The organism is Trinickia sp. EG282A (genome assembly GCF_040965455.1).
Lineage (GTDB): Bacteria > Pseudomonadota > Gammaproteobacteria > Burkholderiales > Burkholderiaceae > Trinickia > Trinickia symbiotica.
In genome coordinates, this window is the sequence record NZ_JBFRCC010000002.1 from 541,069 (window position 1) to 556,711 (window position 15,643).

At 65.0% G+C, this 15,643-nt stretch carries 11 protein-coding genes; 8 read left to right on the forward strand and 3 right to left on the reverse strand.

The features are described 5' to 3' along the window. The first annotated feature begins 91 nt into the window (after window positions 1-91). The 6 genes from AB4Y31_RS10395 (at window position 92) to AB4Y31_RS10420 (ending at window position 7,768) form a co-directional block, all read left to right on the forward strand. A complete protein-coding gene (locus tag AB4Y31_RS10395) occupies window positions 92-1,627 on the forward strand; it encodes a PAS domain-containing sensor histidine kinase (RefSeq protein WP_368673856.1) in 1,536 nt (511 codons plus the stop codon). After that, on the forward strand, window positions 1,609-2,985 hold the full coding sequence (locus AB4Y31_RS10400) for a sigma-54-dependent transcriptional regulator (protein ID WP_368673857.1): 1,377 nt from the start codon (window positions 1,609-1,611) through the stop codon (window positions 2,983-2,985). Before AB4Y31_RS10395 ends, AB4Y31_RS10400 begins: the two co-directional genes overlap by 19 nt. 228 nt (window positions 2,986-3,213) lie before the next feature. Next, window positions 3,214-3,795, forward strand: a complete 582-nt coding sequence (locus AB4Y31_RS10405; RefSeq protein WP_368673858.1) for a hypothetical protein — start codon at window positions 3,214-3,216, stop codon at window positions 3,793-3,795. Next, window positions 3,767-5,140, forward strand: coding sequence for an MFS transporter (locus AB4Y31_RS10410; protein ID WP_368673859.1), 1,374 nt, complete (start codon window positions 3,767-3,769; stop codon window positions 5,138-5,140). The genes AB4Y31_RS10405 and AB4Y31_RS10410 overlap by 29 nt, the downstream gene beginning before the upstream one ends. Then, complete coding sequence (locus AB4Y31_RS10415; RefSeq protein ID WP_368673860.1) at window positions 5,137-6,405, forward strand: SLC13 family permease; 1,269 nt, start codon at window positions 5,137-5,139, stop codon at window positions 6,403-6,405. The genes AB4Y31_RS10410 and AB4Y31_RS10415 overlap by 4 nt, the downstream gene beginning before the upstream one ends. 115 nt (window positions 6,406-6,520) lie before the next feature. Next, a complete protein-coding gene (locus AB4Y31_RS10420) occupies window positions 6,521-7,768 on the forward strand; it encodes an NRAMP family divalent metal transporter (protein WP_368673861.1) in 1,248 nt (415 codons plus the stop codon). Here the strand turns inward: AB4Y31_RS10420 and AB4Y31_RS10425 are convergent. From AB4Y31_RS10425 to AB4Y31_RS10435, 3 genes are read right to left on the reverse strand one after another with little or no spacing between them, the layout of a single operon-like run. After that, window positions 7,765-10,821 carry an efflux RND transporter permease subunit gene (locus tag AB4Y31_RS10425; protein WP_018441165.1) on the reverse strand — a complete coding sequence of 1,019 codons (3,057 nt, stop codon included), beginning with the start codon at window positions 10,819-10,821 and terminating at the stop codon, window positions 7,765-7,767. The two genes, AB4Y31_RS10420 and AB4Y31_RS10425, sit on opposite strands and share 4 nt — an antisense overlap. Next, window positions 10,818-11,906 (reverse strand): efflux RND transporter periplasmic adaptor subunit, encoded by a 1,089-nt coding sequence (locus AB4Y31_RS10430; RefSeq protein WP_368673862.1) that lies wholly within the window; start codon window positions 11,904-11,906, stop codon window positions 10,818-10,820. The genes AB4Y31_RS10425 and AB4Y31_RS10430 overlap by 4 nt, the downstream gene beginning before the upstream one ends. A gap of 4 nt (window positions 11,907-11,910) precedes the next feature. Next, window positions 11,911-13,329, reverse strand: a complete 1,419-nt coding sequence (locus AB4Y31_RS10435) for a TolC family protein (RefSeq protein WP_368673863.1) — start codon at window positions 13,327-13,329, stop codon at window positions 11,911-11,913. Window positions 13,330-13,497: 168 nt separating this feature from the next. Between AB4Y31_RS10435 and AB4Y31_RS10440 the strand changes: the two genes are divergently transcribed. Beyond that, window positions 13,498-14,157, forward strand: a complete 660-nt coding sequence (locus AB4Y31_RS10440; protein WP_026229759.1) for a response regulator — start codon at window positions 13,498-13,500, stop codon at window positions 14,155-14,157. Continuing rightward, complete coding sequence (locus tag AB4Y31_RS10445; protein WP_368673864.1) at window positions 14,157-15,539, forward strand: ATP-binding protein; 1,383 nt, start codon at window positions 14,157-14,159, stop codon at window positions 15,537-15,539. The genes AB4Y31_RS10440 and AB4Y31_RS10445 overlap by 1 nt, the downstream gene beginning before the upstream one ends. Window positions 15,540-15,643: the final 104 nt, after the last annotated feature.

The following is a 15,643-nucleotide window of genomic DNA, read 5'->3' on the forward strand; positions in this document are numbered from 1 at the left end:
CTGGTCGCCGCGAGCGCCTCGTCGCGGCTCATGAGCCGGCCCACGTTCGCTTTGCGCTATCCTTGCGCCATCTCACTCGCCCGTCATATCGATGAAGCGGCCATCGTTCTCGACGCAACTCATGATCTCGTGGGGTCTCGTCGCCGCGATCTGCGCGATGCTGGCCGCGGTCATCGCGTTCATCGCAAGCTCGGTGGGAAGCGAGCAGGTCGCGGGTGCCAAAGAGCGGGCGGCCGCGGCCTGTGAGGCCGTGGCTTCGCGCTACAGCCTCTCGGACGCTTCCTCGCGTGCAACGTCCAATCGTGATCTGATGCGGGCCGTCCTCGATGTCGTGCTGCTCAGGTTCGACGGTGTCGAGGGTGGCTTCTGGACGAACACGCCGTCACCGACTGGCACCGCGCAAGACGGTGCTGCCCGAAGCGGTTTCCTCGCCTACGCATTTCCGACCTATCAGGGCAGCGGCGTCAAGCGCGACATCCCGGAAGCCGAGACGCCATTGATTTTGCGTACGTTGCAAGCGGCCGCCGCGCAGCACGCAAGTGCGCAATCCGTCATCGAGAGCGGACAGGATGCCGTCGTCGCGGCGGCGTGCCCCGTGCGCGGCGAAGGCACGCTGCTCGCGTGGATGCTTACGCGTGCGCGCCCGCCGCTCGGCCCGCACGGCGAGGCGCTGAGCGCGAGCCTCGCCATCGTGCTCGCCGTCATACTCGTCATCGCCGTCGTGCTCGCGCTGGCATTGCGCCGCTGGAAGCGCAACCTCGTCGCGCTCGAGGCCGCGCTTTCGCCGGGGAGCGAACATCCGGGGACGACGCGCTTCGAGCCTCTGGGCGAGCCCGATCTCGACAAGATCGTGGCGGCGCTGAATCGTTACGTCGAACGCACCGCGGCCTTACAGCAGCAAGCTGCCGATCTCGCCAAAAGGCTCGGCGAGGCGGAGCGATTCGGCGTGCTGGGCAGGCTCGCGGCCGAGATCGCCCACGAAATTCGAAACCCGGCGGGCGCGATGCGGCTCAAGGCGGAGAACGCGCTGGCGGCGGACAGTGCGCGGCAACGCGATGCGCTGCGTGTGATCCTCGAGCAGATCGGGCGCATCGAGACGCAGCTCGCGAGCTTGCTCGCGTTGACGCAACCGATCGTCGTTCGGCCCGTCGAAGTGGATATCGCCCGCTGGCTCCAGGCGATCGTCGAGGCCTATCGAGAGCGTGCGGAGAAGCGGCGCGTGACGCTCGCTCTCGAACTGCGAATCGATGCCGACGCATCGGCGGGCGCGGCTTCTCCGGTCTTGCGGCTCGACCCCGAGCAACTGCGCCGCGCGCTCGACAATCTGCTCATCAATGCGCTGCGCCATGTCGGCGAGGAAGGGACCGTTATCGTATCGGCTCGACGCTTGTGCCGCGGCGGCGAATCGTTGCTCGCGATCGAAGTGGCCGACGATGGCCCCGGCGTGCCGCCCGATCAACGGCAGCGAATTTTCGAGCCATTCGTGACCGGCCGCCCGGACGGCACAGGGTTGGGCCTCGCCGTGGTGCGCGAAGTCGCGTCCGCGCACGGCGGACTCGTCCGGCTCGACGATGCCGAGGCGGGCGCGCGTTTCGTCATGGAGATACCGTGGCAACCATCCTCGTAATCGATGATGACGACGCGTTTCGCGAGGGTCTCGCGGAAACGCTGGAAGACCTCGGTCATCGCGTCGTCGAAGCCGACTCGGCCGCCGCCGCGCTCGACCGATTGCACGGCGGCGAGCCAGCGGACTGCATCTTTCTCGATTTCCGTCTGCCCGACATGGACGGGCTCGCCATGCTCGAGAAGCTGCGTAACGACAGCAGGTTCAAGGCAGTACCGGTCGTCATGCTGACGGCGTACGCAACGAGCGACAACACCATCGGCGCAATGAGGCTCGGCGCGTTCGAGCACTTGACGAAGCCGGTCGGTCGCGACGACATCGCGTCGCTATTGCTGCGCGTCTTTACCGCCAACGAGCCGCCACCAAACGCAGTGCAAGCCGATGCGCCGTTCGAGCACGAGCCTCCGTCGGGCAGCGAGGCGAGGCTGTTGGGCATCAGCGAGGCCATGCGCCGTGTCCAGAAACAACTGGGACGCGCCGCCTCCACGGACGCAAGCGTCCTGATCACGGGCGAAACCGGAACGGGCAAAGAGGTGGCCGCGCGCGTGCTGCATGAATCGTCGATGCGGCGCGGTGCGGCGTTCGTCGCCATCAACTGCGCGGCGATCCCGCATGAGCTGCTCGAAAGCGAGATGTTCGGTCACGCGAAGGGGGCCTTTACCGGTGCGGCGGCCGAGCGTGTCGGCCGGATCGCCGAGGCCGACGGCGGCACGCTCTTTCTCGACGAGATCGGCGACATGCCGGCCGCCATGCAGGCGAAGCTGCTGCGCGTGCTGCAAGAGCGGCAGGTGATGCCGCTCGGAACGAGCAAGCCGATTTCCGTGAACGTTCGCGTCGTGGCGGCGACGCATCGCGACCTCGACTCGATGGTGGCGGCCGGCGATTTCCGTCAGGACCTCCTCTACCGGCTCAATGTCGTGCCGCTGCACTTGCCGCCGCTGCGCGAACGGATCGCCGACATCCTTCCGCTCGCGGAGCACTTCCTCTCGTCCGCCCGGATATCGACGGGGCGCGCCATGCATTTTTCGCCCGAGGCCGAGCGGCGCCTCGTCGAACACGCGTGGCCCGGCAACGTGCGCGAGCTCAAGAATGCGATCGAACGTGTCGCCTCGCTTGCGCCGGGCCCGGCGATCACCGGCGACGACCTTTCGTTTCTCGGCGCGCGAGCGGGGGCGGCCGACGACGCGGTGTTGGCCGCGCTCGCCGAGCTGCCGCTCGCGGAGGCGATCGAGCGGGTCGAGCGCGCGCTGATTGCGCGCGCGCTCGAGCTCGCAGGAGGCAATCGCGCCGATGCCGCGCGCAGACTGGGCATCAGTCGCCAGTCGCTTTATACGAAGATGGCCAGTCTCGGGCTCGAATAAAGTCGCGCTGCGCCTCGAGTGCGGCGCGCCGGTTGGCGCCGATGCTGTCAATGAATCGGACACCCCCTGTCCGACAACCGGACACTTATCGATGCCCGGTTGCGGCTCATCGTTGGTCTTTCCCTTGTCGTCAGGCGGTCGCGCCGATGGCATGCTCATTGCCTTGTTCTCCTCCGCGCACGACGGCCAACCGTCGATGCGTATCTCAATCGCCAAGGAGAACTCAACATGCATTGGATAGATCCCGAAAGCCTGCCCGAAACGAAAGGTACCGTCACGCGCCTATTGCTCGACCCACATGGCGATGCGGACGGTTTGATTCTCGACGGACATCTGCAGGTTCATCTGCCGCCGCATCTCTCGTCGACGCTCGTCGAGCGCGTCGCGCCCGGCGATATCGTGAGCGTGCGAGGAGTCAAGCCGCGTGGCGTCAACATGGTTTCGGCCGTATCGATCGTTACTTCGGATGGCGACGTCGTCATCGACGATGGACCGCATGGCGGCGAGAAGAAGCGTAAGAAGCACGCAGCTGACCTGGACGAAGGAGATCCCGGCCCGGCGCGATGCGCGCAGAAGGTGTCGGGTGCCGTCGTGCTGTCGCTGCATGGGCCGAAAGGCGAGCTGCGCGGCGCGCTGCTCGATGATGGCACATCGTTGCGGATGTCCCGCGAATCCGCCGCCGAGCTGGCTTCGCACCTGACGCCAGGCGCCTGCGTCGAGGCTTGGGGCGAACTCGTCGAGACCGGTATCGGGCGCACGCTCGATGTCGACGAGATCGCGCATGTGGCCGGCGCCGAAACGGACGCCTGAGGCCATGGGCGCGGCGGCGAAGCGGTCTGTCGACGAGACCGATGATGGCGCGGCGGCATCCCGCTCGCCGTCGAGGCGAAGCCTCGGCGCGCTCGATGCGCTGACGTTTCTCATGGCCGATGTGCGCGACGGCATCGGCCCGTTTCTCGCGGTGTTCCTCAAGGGATCGCAGCATTGGTCCTCGGGCGACATCGGACTCGTCATGGGCGCAAGCGGCATCGCGGCCGCGCTGAGCCAGATCCCCGCGGGAATGCTCGTGGACGCGGCGCGGGCCAAGCGAGCCGTCATCGCGGTCTCGTCATTGACGATCGGGCTCGGATGTCTGGCGATCGCACACAGTTCGACGTTGCTCGTCGTGCTCGCGATACAGGTCATGCTCGCGCTCGTTGCGGCCGTCATTCCGCCGTGTCTTGCCGCGCTCAGTCTCGGCATCGTCGGCCATGGCGCGTTGCCGGCGCGCGTGAGCCGCAATGAAAGCCTCAATCATGCTGGCAACTTCACGGCCGCGGCGATGGCCGGCCTTGTCGGGCAGTACCAAGGTGCGATCTGGTTGTTCTACCTCGTCTGCTTCTTCGCATTCGCGAGTTCGCTCGCCGTGATGCTCATCCGCCCTTCGGAGATCGATCACGAACTGGCGCGTGGCGGAGAGACCGTCCGGGATGGCAAGGCGCAGCCGTTGCCGCTAGCCCGTATCGTCACGCGCCGCGACGTCTGGGTGTTCCTCGCCACGGTCGTTTTCTTCCATTTCGGGAATGCGGCGATGCTGCCGCTCGCGGGGCAGATGATCGCCAAAACCCACCCGGGTCAGGACTTGATCGGCCTCAGCGCATGCGTGATCGCCGCCCAGCTCGTGATGATGGTGACGGCATCGGCAGTGGGCCGCGCCATGCGAGCCGGCATCGGACGGAAGAAGATTTTCCTCGTCGCGCTTGTCGTGCTGCCGATCCGAGGGCTGCTCTTCGCCGCGACCGACAACGCCTATGCGGTGATCGGCATTCAGATTCTGGACGGAATATCCGCCGGCATTTTTGGCGTCGTGGCGACGATTATTGCGTCGGATTTGATGCGTGGGACAGGGCGGTTCAGCTTTGCCCAAGGGACGATCGCGCTGGCGGTGGGCATCGGCGCGGCGCTCAGCAATCTGACGAGCGGCTTCATCGTCGACCGATTCGGCTTCGGGGCCGCTTTTTGCCTGCTCGCCTTCATGGCGCTGATCGCGCTCCTCCTGTTTGCGGTTGCGATGCCGGAAACGCTTGGGAACATCCGGTCCTCGCGTGCGTCCACGATCATCCCCATTTCACCGGCGGTTGCGGCTGCCGATGCCTGCGAGGGCCACCGCCGATGAATGCACTCTTCGCTTCCCCGTTTTCCGTCTGGGCTATCGCCGTCGCGGCCACGTTCGGCGTCGTCATGCGGCCATTCAAATTGCCCGAGGCGATCTGGGCGCTCCTTGGCGCATTGACGCTTTGTTTATCGGGGGCATTGCCGTGGGCCGATGCACTGCGCGCGGCCGGCAAAGGAACCGACGTCTATCTGTTCCTCACGGGCATGATGATCGTGGCTGAATTGGCGGGCAGAGAGGGGCTCTTCGATTACATGGCCGCACTCGCGGCGAGGCGCGCGGCGGGGTCGGCCAAGCGTCTTTTCTTCCTGTTGTATGGCGTGGGTACCGTCGTCACGATCACGATGTCGAACGATGCGACGGCCGTCGTGCTGACGCCCGCCGTGGTAGCCGTTGCGCGTGCCGTCAAAGCCGAAAAGCCGCTGCCTTTTCTTTATATCTGCGCGTTCGTTGCGAACGCGGCGAGCTTCGTGCTTCCGATCTCGAATCCGGCAAATCTTGTCGTCTTCCACGATCGGCTGCCGGGTCTCGCCGCATGGCTCGCGCGCTTCGCGGCGCCGTCGGCGCTTTCGATCGTCGTCACCTATGTCGCGCTGCGGTTTGCTCAGCGCCGCGCACTTTCCGGACACATCGAACGAAAAGTCGATGTGCCGCCGTTGGACGCCTCCGGCAAGACGACGGGCTGCGGCATCGTCATGATGGCTGCCGTGATGATGGCCTCTTCCGCCAGAGGGATCTCCTTAGGACTCCCGACTTTCGCGGCCGGAGCAGCGGTCTTCGTGGCGGTCTGTCTGCAAAAGCGCCGACTGCTCGGGTCCCATCTTGCTCAGATGTCTTGGTCCGTGCTGCCGCTCGTCGCGGGGCTCTTCGTGATCGTGGAAGGGTTGGACCGGACCGGCGCGATCCGCATGCTGGCTCATCTGCTCGATGCGCTCACGCGCTATTCGGTGACGCTGACGGCCTGGCTGTCCGGGCTTACGATCGCGCTCGTTTGCAGTCTCGTCAACAATCTGCCCGCCGGCTTGCTTGCGGGCACGGCGATCGCTGCGACGAAGGCGCCGGCAACGGTTGCCGGCGCCGTACTCGTCGGCGTGGATCTCGGCCCTAACTTGTCGATCACCGGCTCCCTCGCGACGATTCTCTGGCTCGCCGCGCTCCGTAAGGGCGGGCTCGACGTGCGGGGCGTGGATTTTCTGAAAGTGGGCGCCGTGGTGATGCTCCCCGCGCTCATCGCCGCACTGCTCGGGCTCTCTCTCTCCTTTTCGTGACGGATCGGATGCAAGCATCGTCGCTGCATGACCGGATGTACAGGGTGTCCGGGACTCGGAATTTCGGCTATCGTTTTAGCCTTACCTCTCTACACCTACTTGCCCCGCGGCGATCATGGCCGACTTCCAAGCATTGATGAGGCGAAGCGGCGACGCTTTGCGAGCGACGGCCGGCTGGGGGCCGGGCCTGCTCGTCATGCTTGCCGATTGCGATGCGGGCAACGTCGTCACCGCCGCTCAAAGCGGAGCGAGATGGGGCGTGAGACTGCTACCCGTGCTGCTCGCGCTGATTCCGCTGCTCTATATGATTCAGGAGCTCTGTGTGCGGCTCGGCATCTTCAACGGCCGAGGATTCGGCGAACTCGTGCGTCGACGTTTCGGCGCACTGTGGGCCGGCCTTGCCGCAGCCGGGCTCTTCGTGGCGGTGATGGGCTCCCTCGTGACCGAATTTACCGGTGTCGCCGGCGTGGGCGAGATGTATGGGGTGCCGCGGTATGTCACGTTGCCGCTTGCCGTATGCGTTCTGCTGGCCGTCGTCGCGACCGGCTCGCATAAGCGCGTCGACCGCGTCGCGATGCTGATCGGGATGTTCGAACTCTCGTTCTTCGCGGTCGTCTGGCATGCGCGGCCCGACTTCAGCACGTTGGCGAGGCAGCTGCAAGATATGCCGTTCCGGCATGCCGAATTTTCCTACCTGGCGGCGGCGCTGATAGGCGCGACCTTCAATCCGTGGATGATCTTCTATCAGCAGGCCGCCGTTGCGGACAAGAAGTTCACGTCGCTCGATTATCACAACGCGAGAGTCGAGACCGCGCTCGGTTCGGTGCTCACGCAGTTGCTGACTGGGGCCGTTCTCGTCGCGACCGCCGCGACACTATCGAACGCGGGAGATCCGCACGGCCTGCAAAGCGTCGGCGAAATCGGCGCGGCGCTCTCGAGCGTCGTCGGTCCCGAAGCAGGGCGGTTGTTGTTCGGCGCGGGCGTGCTCGGCGCATCGCTCGTCGCGGCTATCGTCTGCTCGCTGGCGCTCGCTTGGGGAATCGGCGAAGTGTCCGGCTACAGCAGAAGCCTCGAAGGCGGGCCGACGCGCGCGCCATGGTTTTTTGGCGTCTATGCCGGGGCGGTCGGCGTCAGCGCGCTCATCGTCGGGGTCGAGCCCGATCTCGTGTCGTTGAACGTCGGCGCGCAGGTTCTCAATGCGTTGATGCTGCCGCTCATCGTCGGGCTGCTGATTGCGCTCGCCGCGGTCGCGCTGCCCGTCGCGCATCGGCCGAGCCGTTGGTATCTCGGTCTCGTCGGCGCGCTGGCCGCCATCGTCTGCGTGGCGGGTTTCGCTGGGGCCGCAGCCGGCTGGCTGCTCTAGACCCCTTCGACATCCCTACGCAGCAACAGATGCAGCAGAATCGGCAGCAACAACAGAACGAGTGGCAGTTGAGCGATCAGTCCCGAGATGATCGCCACCGCGAGCGGCTGCTGCATCGCGGAGCCCTGGCCGAGCGCGAGGGCGAGCGGCGTAAGCGCCAGGATGGCCGCGATCGTGGTCATGGCGATCGGTCGCATCCGGTTGCGGCCCGCCTCGATCAACGCCTGCCGCAACGGCATCCCTTCGTCGCGAACGAGGCCCTGCAACTCGGAAACATAGAAGATCGCTACTTCGGTCACGATGCCGATGATCATCGTCATTCCCATCATCGCCGAGATGTTGAGCTCGATACCGGTCACCCACAGTCCGATGAATACGGCGCCCGCCGCGACTAGCGGCATGATCATGACCGCGCATGCGACGCGCAGGCGCTCGTATAGAAAGAGCAGCAGCCCGAATACGAGCGCGATGGCGGCGCCGAATACCGTGAGGAGACCTCGGAATGCGATCTGCTGCTGCTGATAAAGTCCTCCGAGCTCATAATAGATGCCGGCCGGAAGCAGCCCCGGCTGCCCGAGCACGCGTTGCACGTCGGCTATCGTCGAACCGAGATCGCGGCCTTCGATGCGAGCGGTCACGGCGACCATCCGCTTCAGATTGTCGCGGGTGATTTCAGGCTGCCCCGAGATAACCACACGGTCCATGACGCGATCGAGCGCGAATAGATGACCGTCCGGCGCACGGACGCGCAGGCGGCCCAGTTCCGTATCGGTGAGCTTCAATGCATCGGCCACGCGGACACGCACGCCAATGGTCTTGGGTCCACGCTGAAACTGCGTGGCGACGTCCCCGTCGACCATCTGAGCGACAGCTTGTGCGATCGACTGGGGATCCATGCCTTCGGCCGCGGCGGCACCGGGCCGGATATGGAGTTCGAGCGCGTCGCCGGCGGGGTGGATGCCGTCGTCGATATCGACGACGCCGGAGATCTTGCCGATACGCATCGCGACGTTGCGCGCGGTGGCATCGAGTAAGTTCTGGTCGTCGGAGTAAATCTTGATCTGCACGGGCTGCGGAACGGCCGTCAGATCGCCGATGAGGTCTTCCATCAGCTGCGCGAGTTCCACGCTGACGCCGGGCACGTCATGGGCGATTTGCGTCCGGACTTCCTCCATCACTGTCTCGATCGGCTCGCGGTTAGCGGACTTCAGCCGCACGAAGAAGTCACCGCGATTCGGCTCGTTGAGGTCGCCGCCTAGGCCGGCGCCCGTGCGGCGGGAATAGGTCTCGACGTTCGGGTTCGCGCGCAAGATTGCCTCCACCTGCCGCATCAGCCGGTCGGTTTCGGTCACCGAGGTGCCCGGTTCGGTGTGGTAATCCAGCACGAAACCGCCTTCGTCCATCGCGGGCATAAAACCGCTGCCCACCCGCGTGAAGGCGAAGGCCGCGACTACCGCCAATGGCACGAGGGCGAGCAGGACCAGCGCCGGCCGCGCGATCAACCGATCGACGAGTCCTGTGTAGTGCTGATTGAGCCAGGCGCCGAGCCGCGACTCGCGATGCTCTTCGGCATCGGCGGGTTTGAGCCAGTGATCACAGAGGATCGGGACGGCGAGCCATGTGACGAGAAACGAAATGAAGAGTGCGCTTGCCATCGTGATCGAAAGTGCCTTGAAAAAGGCGCCCGTCACGCCGGAAAGAAACGCGAGCGGCACGAAGATAATGAGCGTGGCGGCCGACGATCCCGAGAGCGGTCGCGTGAACTCGAGCGCGGCCGACATCACGCGCCCGTGGAATGCTTTCTCCCCTGTCTCCCGAATGCGCCGCACGATATGCTCGATCATGACGATCGCGTCGTCGATGACCAGGCCTACCGCGGCGGCCATGCCGCCGAGCGTCATGATGTTGAATCCCATGCCGAACACGTCGAGGAGCAAGATCGTCGACGCCATGACGACCGGCACGAGTGCGACGGCAATCGCCGTGATCTTCCCATTGCGCAGGAATACGAACAATGTAATCGCCGCGAGCACGACGCCGATGATGATCGCATCGCGTACGCTCTTGGCCGAGGCAACCACCAATTGGCTCTGGTCGTACCAGTTCGCCAAATGCACGCCGGAAGGCATCTGGCGACTGAACGAGGCAAGTCGCGCACGCACGGCCGCGGCCATCGCGACGCTGTTTGCGCCGGGTTGCTGATAGATGTTGACCAGAACGGCGTCGTGACCGTCGGCGGTGACCCGGATCCACTGCGGCATGACGCCGAGATGGACATTGGCGATGTCGCCGAGGCGGACCTGCATCGCGCCGTTGTCCGCGACGACCACGCGCTTGAGCTCGGTTAGCTGTGTGACAGGAGTATTCGCGATGACGAGATAAAGTTTGTCGTGGTCTTCGATGCGGCCCGTGGCCATCAGCACGTTGGTCGCGCCGATCGCCTTCGAGACGTCGGCGAGCGAAAGCTTGTACGCGGCGAGGCGCGCCGGGTCGATTTCGACTTCGAGCTCGTCCTGCGCGCCGCCGGTCACGTCTACGCGCGCGACGCCGTCGATCGATGAAAGCAGCGGACGCAATTGAAACTGCGCGAGATCGCGTAGCGCCGACAGTGTCTGCCGATCGGAGGTCAGGCTGTACGCGAGTACCGGAAAGACGGTGGGATCCATGCGTCGCACGAGCATCGAGGTGCCGGGCGGAAGGGTGCCAAGGATTTCGCTGATTGCCGACTGTGCCTGCAGGGTGGCCTGCGGCATGTCGGTGCCCCAGTTGAAATTGATCGAGATCTCAGCGGAGCCCCGACTCGTTTTCGATTGGACGTCGATGACGTTCGGCACGCGGCGCAGCGCCTCTTCGACCGGCGTGGTGACGAGTGTCGCCATCTGTTCGGCCGGTCGATCGCCGGCGTCGAGCGAGACCACGACGCGCGGAAACGAGACGTTGGGAAACAGTGAAATCGGCAGGCGAAAGGCTGCGAGTGTACCGGCAACGGCGAGCAGCGCCAGCACGAAAAGCAGCGAGCGCCGATGCGTCTGCATCCATTGACTGAAGTTCATCGAGCCGACTCTCCAGCGCCGCGGACTGCCGCGCCGTCTTCGAGCTCATAGTTGCCGACCGTCACTACGGGCAGCGTCGCATCCAGCGCGCCGTCCACGCCATAGCGCTCGCCGTTTTCGATGGCGACGGCGACGGGTACACGATGCGCCTTGTGTTCTTGCGTCACCTGAAAGAGATAAGTGCCGTGACCGTCAGTCAGCACCGCTGACCGCGGAACGATCCAGTGAGTACCGCTGCGCGTCGCAATATCCGCGCTGACATGCGTGCCCGGAATGAATGCGGAGTTCCGGAGCGGCACATTTGCGCCGACGTCGACGAGATGGCTTTGCGCATCGATAGCGGCGCCGACCGTCGTGATGCGGCCCGTTACGGTTTGCTTCGAAAGCAAGGCGGAGAGTCCATGCAGCGTGACGGTATCGCCCTCGTGGACCGCGCCCGCATCGTCGGGCTCCACGCCGAGCATCACATTCGCTCGGCCGCCCGTGCCGCCGCTCGTCGTTGCGATCTGCGCGATCGCGGAACCTGCCGCTACTTGATCGCCTTGCGAGACGGATACTTGAAGGACGACTCCGTCCGCGGGTGCCGCGATGGTGCGCGCGCCGCTTCCCACGCCCATCTGTCGCTGCGCCGCGAGCGCCTGCCGTGCGTCCTCCACGCTCTTTTGCGCGGCCGCGACTTGAGAGGCCGTCGCGAGATGCTGATCGTAAAGCGACTGCGTCCTGGCAAGCTCGCCGCGAGCGAACGAGAGTGCGGTTTGCGCCTGGTCGGCGGCGAGCAGCGCTGCGGCATCGGCTTTCACGAGCACGAGCGGCGTTCCGCGTTTGACGGTCTGCCCGGGCTGAACGAGAAGCCGTGCGACCTGAACCACGTAGGGTAACGACAGCGTCGTGACGTTCGATTGAGACGCGGCGACGATGCCGTAAGCGCGCACAGGCTCGGAGATCGTTCCGCGTTCGGCACGCACGGTCTGGACGGCTACGACACCGGCCTGCGCCTCGTCGGCGCATGCGTGTCGAGCGAAACCGGTCAGCAGCGCTGTCGCGGCGGCGACGCTGATCGCGGCCCGGGCCGTGCGCGTCGACATGAGGTTATTTCGCATGGGCGTTGATGAGGTGTTCGTCGTGAGAGAACGTATCGGGGATCGCGCTGCCGAGAACCGTCTGCAGCGCGATGCGTTGTTCGGCGAGCGATTCGCGCAGTCGCGCGACTTCGATTCGTTTGGTGAGGGCTGCGCTCAATGCGTCGGAATACGCGCCCAGCACGAGATCCCGCGCGTCATAGGCGCGCTCGGCATCGTCGGCGGCGCGCTCCGCGCCCGGCAACGCGGCGTCGGCGCGCTCGAGGGCTTGCGTCAAGATCGCGGTATCGGCACGCAGATGCGCTGCATCGGCATAGGCCTGATTCAGCCGGATCTGGTACTCGTCATGCAGCCGCTGCCGCGTTGCCTGCTCGATCGCGACATTGCCGCGGTTGCGATTGAAGATCGGCAGGCTCAGGTTGATCTGAAAGCCGCTCGTATAAATCTCTGACGTGTCGCGCGCCCGCACGAAGCCGACCGAAAGGCTCGGAAACTGATTGAGGATAGCGGCGCGGTATTTCTGCTCCTGAGCCTCGTAGCCCGCTTGCAGTGCGAGCAGATCGGGGCGGCGCTTCGGTAGGTCGGCGAGAGCGGTATCGATCTGCGTGTCGGATACCGGGACGCTATCGTCGTCGCCGGTCAGCCGCAACCGGATATCCGGTGCAAGACCGAGCAGCGCGTTCAAGTCGTGATGCGTTTGCTCGGCTTCGCGCTCGGCATCGCCGTATTGCTTGCGAGCGTCGGTGTACGCAATGAGCGACGCCGTCGATATGTCTTCGGTGACGGCGCGAGAGCGCTCGGCTGCGGCCGCGCTCTCATAGCGGGCCTTGGCGATATCAAGTTGTTTCCGAAGAAGAGGCAGAATCTCGTCCGACAGCCGCGCCTTCAGGAATAATTGCTTGGCTTGCGCAACGACTTGCCATTCCTGCCATAGCAGGCCCAGATCGATCTTCGTGACGTTGGCTTGCTCCGACCGCTTGTTTGCACCGCGCGTGACGATAGCCATCACGTCCATGCTCAGCCCGTACGTGAACGCGCGCGAGTATCCGGCCGCACCGGGATAGTCGCTCGCGACACTTAGCTGCGGGTCGGGCAGCAGGCCTGCCGAAAAGGCCTGTGCGCGCGCGATGCCGAGGTCGTCTCGCGCGAGCTTCAGATCGGGATTGTCGGCAACGGCGAGCATCGCGACTTCTTCGATGTCGAGTCCATCGGAGGGATCGAACCGATGGGCGGCGAGCGCGGGCAGCGGCATCGTCGAAGGATCGATGCGGACTCGGCCAAGCGCGTCAGGCGACATCAGCGTTTGCTGTCGGCCCAACGGCTCTCCGTGGTACCACGTGCAAGCGGCGAGCGCGAGGGTGAAGCCGGGCGCGATCAGACGCCGTGCAGCCCGCGCAAGCGCGCTCGTGACAGCGTGAAAAACGGACAAGATCGATCCTTCGTGTCTGCGAGCGTGCATTGTCCCGAACATTTCCTTAAGCGACGCTTAAGCAAAGCTCGTGCACGCTGCCGAGCCACTACAGGTCCATATTTGCCTGCATCGCCGCCAGCGCACTGCGCTATGCTGGCGGCGTACAAAAGAGAGGAAGCGAAGGCCATGCGACTGCTTTTGGTCGAAGACGATCAGATGATTGCGGAACCCGTGCTCGGTGCGATGCGGCGCGAGGGCTATGCAATCGATTGGGCCCGCGACGGTCGGGAGGCGCAACTGTCGCTCGCAAACGGCGTGTATGACCTTGTACTGCTCGATCTCGGGTTGCCGAAGACTGAGGGGATCGAAGTCCTGAATGCGTATCGCAAGGCCGGAGGCGCCGCGCCCGTGATCATCGTCACGGCACGTGACGCCGTCGACGAGCGCGTGCGCGGGCTCGATACGGGCGCGGACGATTATCTCGTCAAGCCATTCGATCTGCATGAGCTCGCGGCGCGAATCCGCGCGCTGCTGCGCCGGCGCACGGGGCAAAAGCAGCCTGTCTACACGCACGGCGTGCTGACACTCGATCCCGCATCGCGCGAGGTCACGAAGGACGGCGAGTCCATTCCGCTCATGCCGCGCGAGTTCGCGTTGCTGCGGGCGCTGATCGAGATGCCCTCGCGCGTCTATACGAAATCCGAACTCGAAGAGAAGATCTACGGTTGGCAACAAGAGATCGGCAGCAATGCCGTCGAAGTCCACGTGCACAGCTTGCGGAGGAAGATCGGCGCGGAGGAGATCGTCACCGTGCGCGGGGTCGGATATCGCTTGAGGCGAGTCTGATGCGCTCGATCAAGGGCCGCCTGCTCGGCTGGCTCATCTTCGGCTTCGTCGCCGTGTCTGCCATTGCCGGCTATGGCGTCTATCTGAAGGCCCGCGGAGAAGCGGGCGAACTCTTCGACTACGAGCTGCGGACAGTGGCACTCTCGCTGCCGCCGGACGTCGCCACGGTAGGCGTGGCGGTCGGGCCGAGTCCGCAACTGGAAGGGCTCTCGGAAGACCGCATCGCGATTGAGGTCCGCAATCAGCAAGGCCGGGTCGTCTATCGGTCGGAGGACACACCGCCATTCGAGCGGGGAGCGGAGGGCTTTCGCACGATAGAGGTTGATGAAAAGCATTGGCGTGTGTTCAGCGCCCAAGTCGGCGAGCGGTTTGTTCAGGTGGCTCAGCCGGTCTCGGTGCGCGACGCGCTTGCCGCGCGGCTCGCGTTGCGCACGCTCTGGCCGTTCGCGTTGCTGTTGCCGGCCACGATCGTACTCGTGCTCGTCGTCGTCGGGCGGGCGCTCGCTCCGATCAGGGGAGTGACGCGTGCGTTGTCGACGCGTTCGTTCGAAGCGCTCGAGCCGCTGCGATTCGACTCCGCCATGCCCGTCGAGATCCGGCCGCTCGTGCACGCGCTCAACGATTTGTTGGCGCGCCTCGGCACTGCATCACAGGCGCAACGCACGTTCGTTGCCGATGCCGCGCACGAACTGCGCTCACCGCTGACCGCGCTGCGCCTTCAGCTTCAGGCCGCCGAGCGCGACGGCTCGTTGAAGGGTGAAGGGCGGACGCTTGCGCAAATCGAGGAGAGGCTCAACCGCCTCATCCGGCTCGTGCAGCAGTTGCTGGCGTTGGCGCGCGAAGACGCGCTCGGCGTGGCCCAGATGCAGCCAGTCGATCTTCGCAGGCTCGCCGAGCAGGCCGTCGGCGATCTCTCGCTCGTTGCCGAGACGAAATCGATCGACCTCGGCCTCGAAGTCGACGATGCTGCGGCGGCCAACGGCGAATTTGCCGTGATGGGCGAGCCGCACGCGCTGACCGCGGTGCTGAACAACCTGCTCGACAATGCGATTCGCCATACGCCGGCAGGCGGCAAGGTCGATGTCGTGTTGCAGCGTGACGCGAACGGTATCGGCCTTTCCGTGCGCGATAACGGGCCGGGCATTCCCGCAGAAGAGCTGCCGCGCGTTTGCGATCGGTTTTATCGGAGCCCAGGGGCCGAGGGGCAAGGCAGTGGTCTTGGTCTTGCCATCGTTGCGCGGATCGTGCAGCGTCACCACGCGTCGCTCGCGCTGCGCAACAACGAAGACGGGCTTGGCCTCACGGTATCGATCGCGGGGCTCAATCCCGCGGCGGTCGAGACTTTGCAGCGATCGACGCAGCGAGCGGCCGCGCCCGAATAGCGGTGTCTGAATGGTGGCGCCTGAATGGGCGGCGCTGGCGCAAACGCTCACATCCGGCCTTCATCGCGGCATCGTTGCATGGAATTTGAAAGCAGATCGAATGA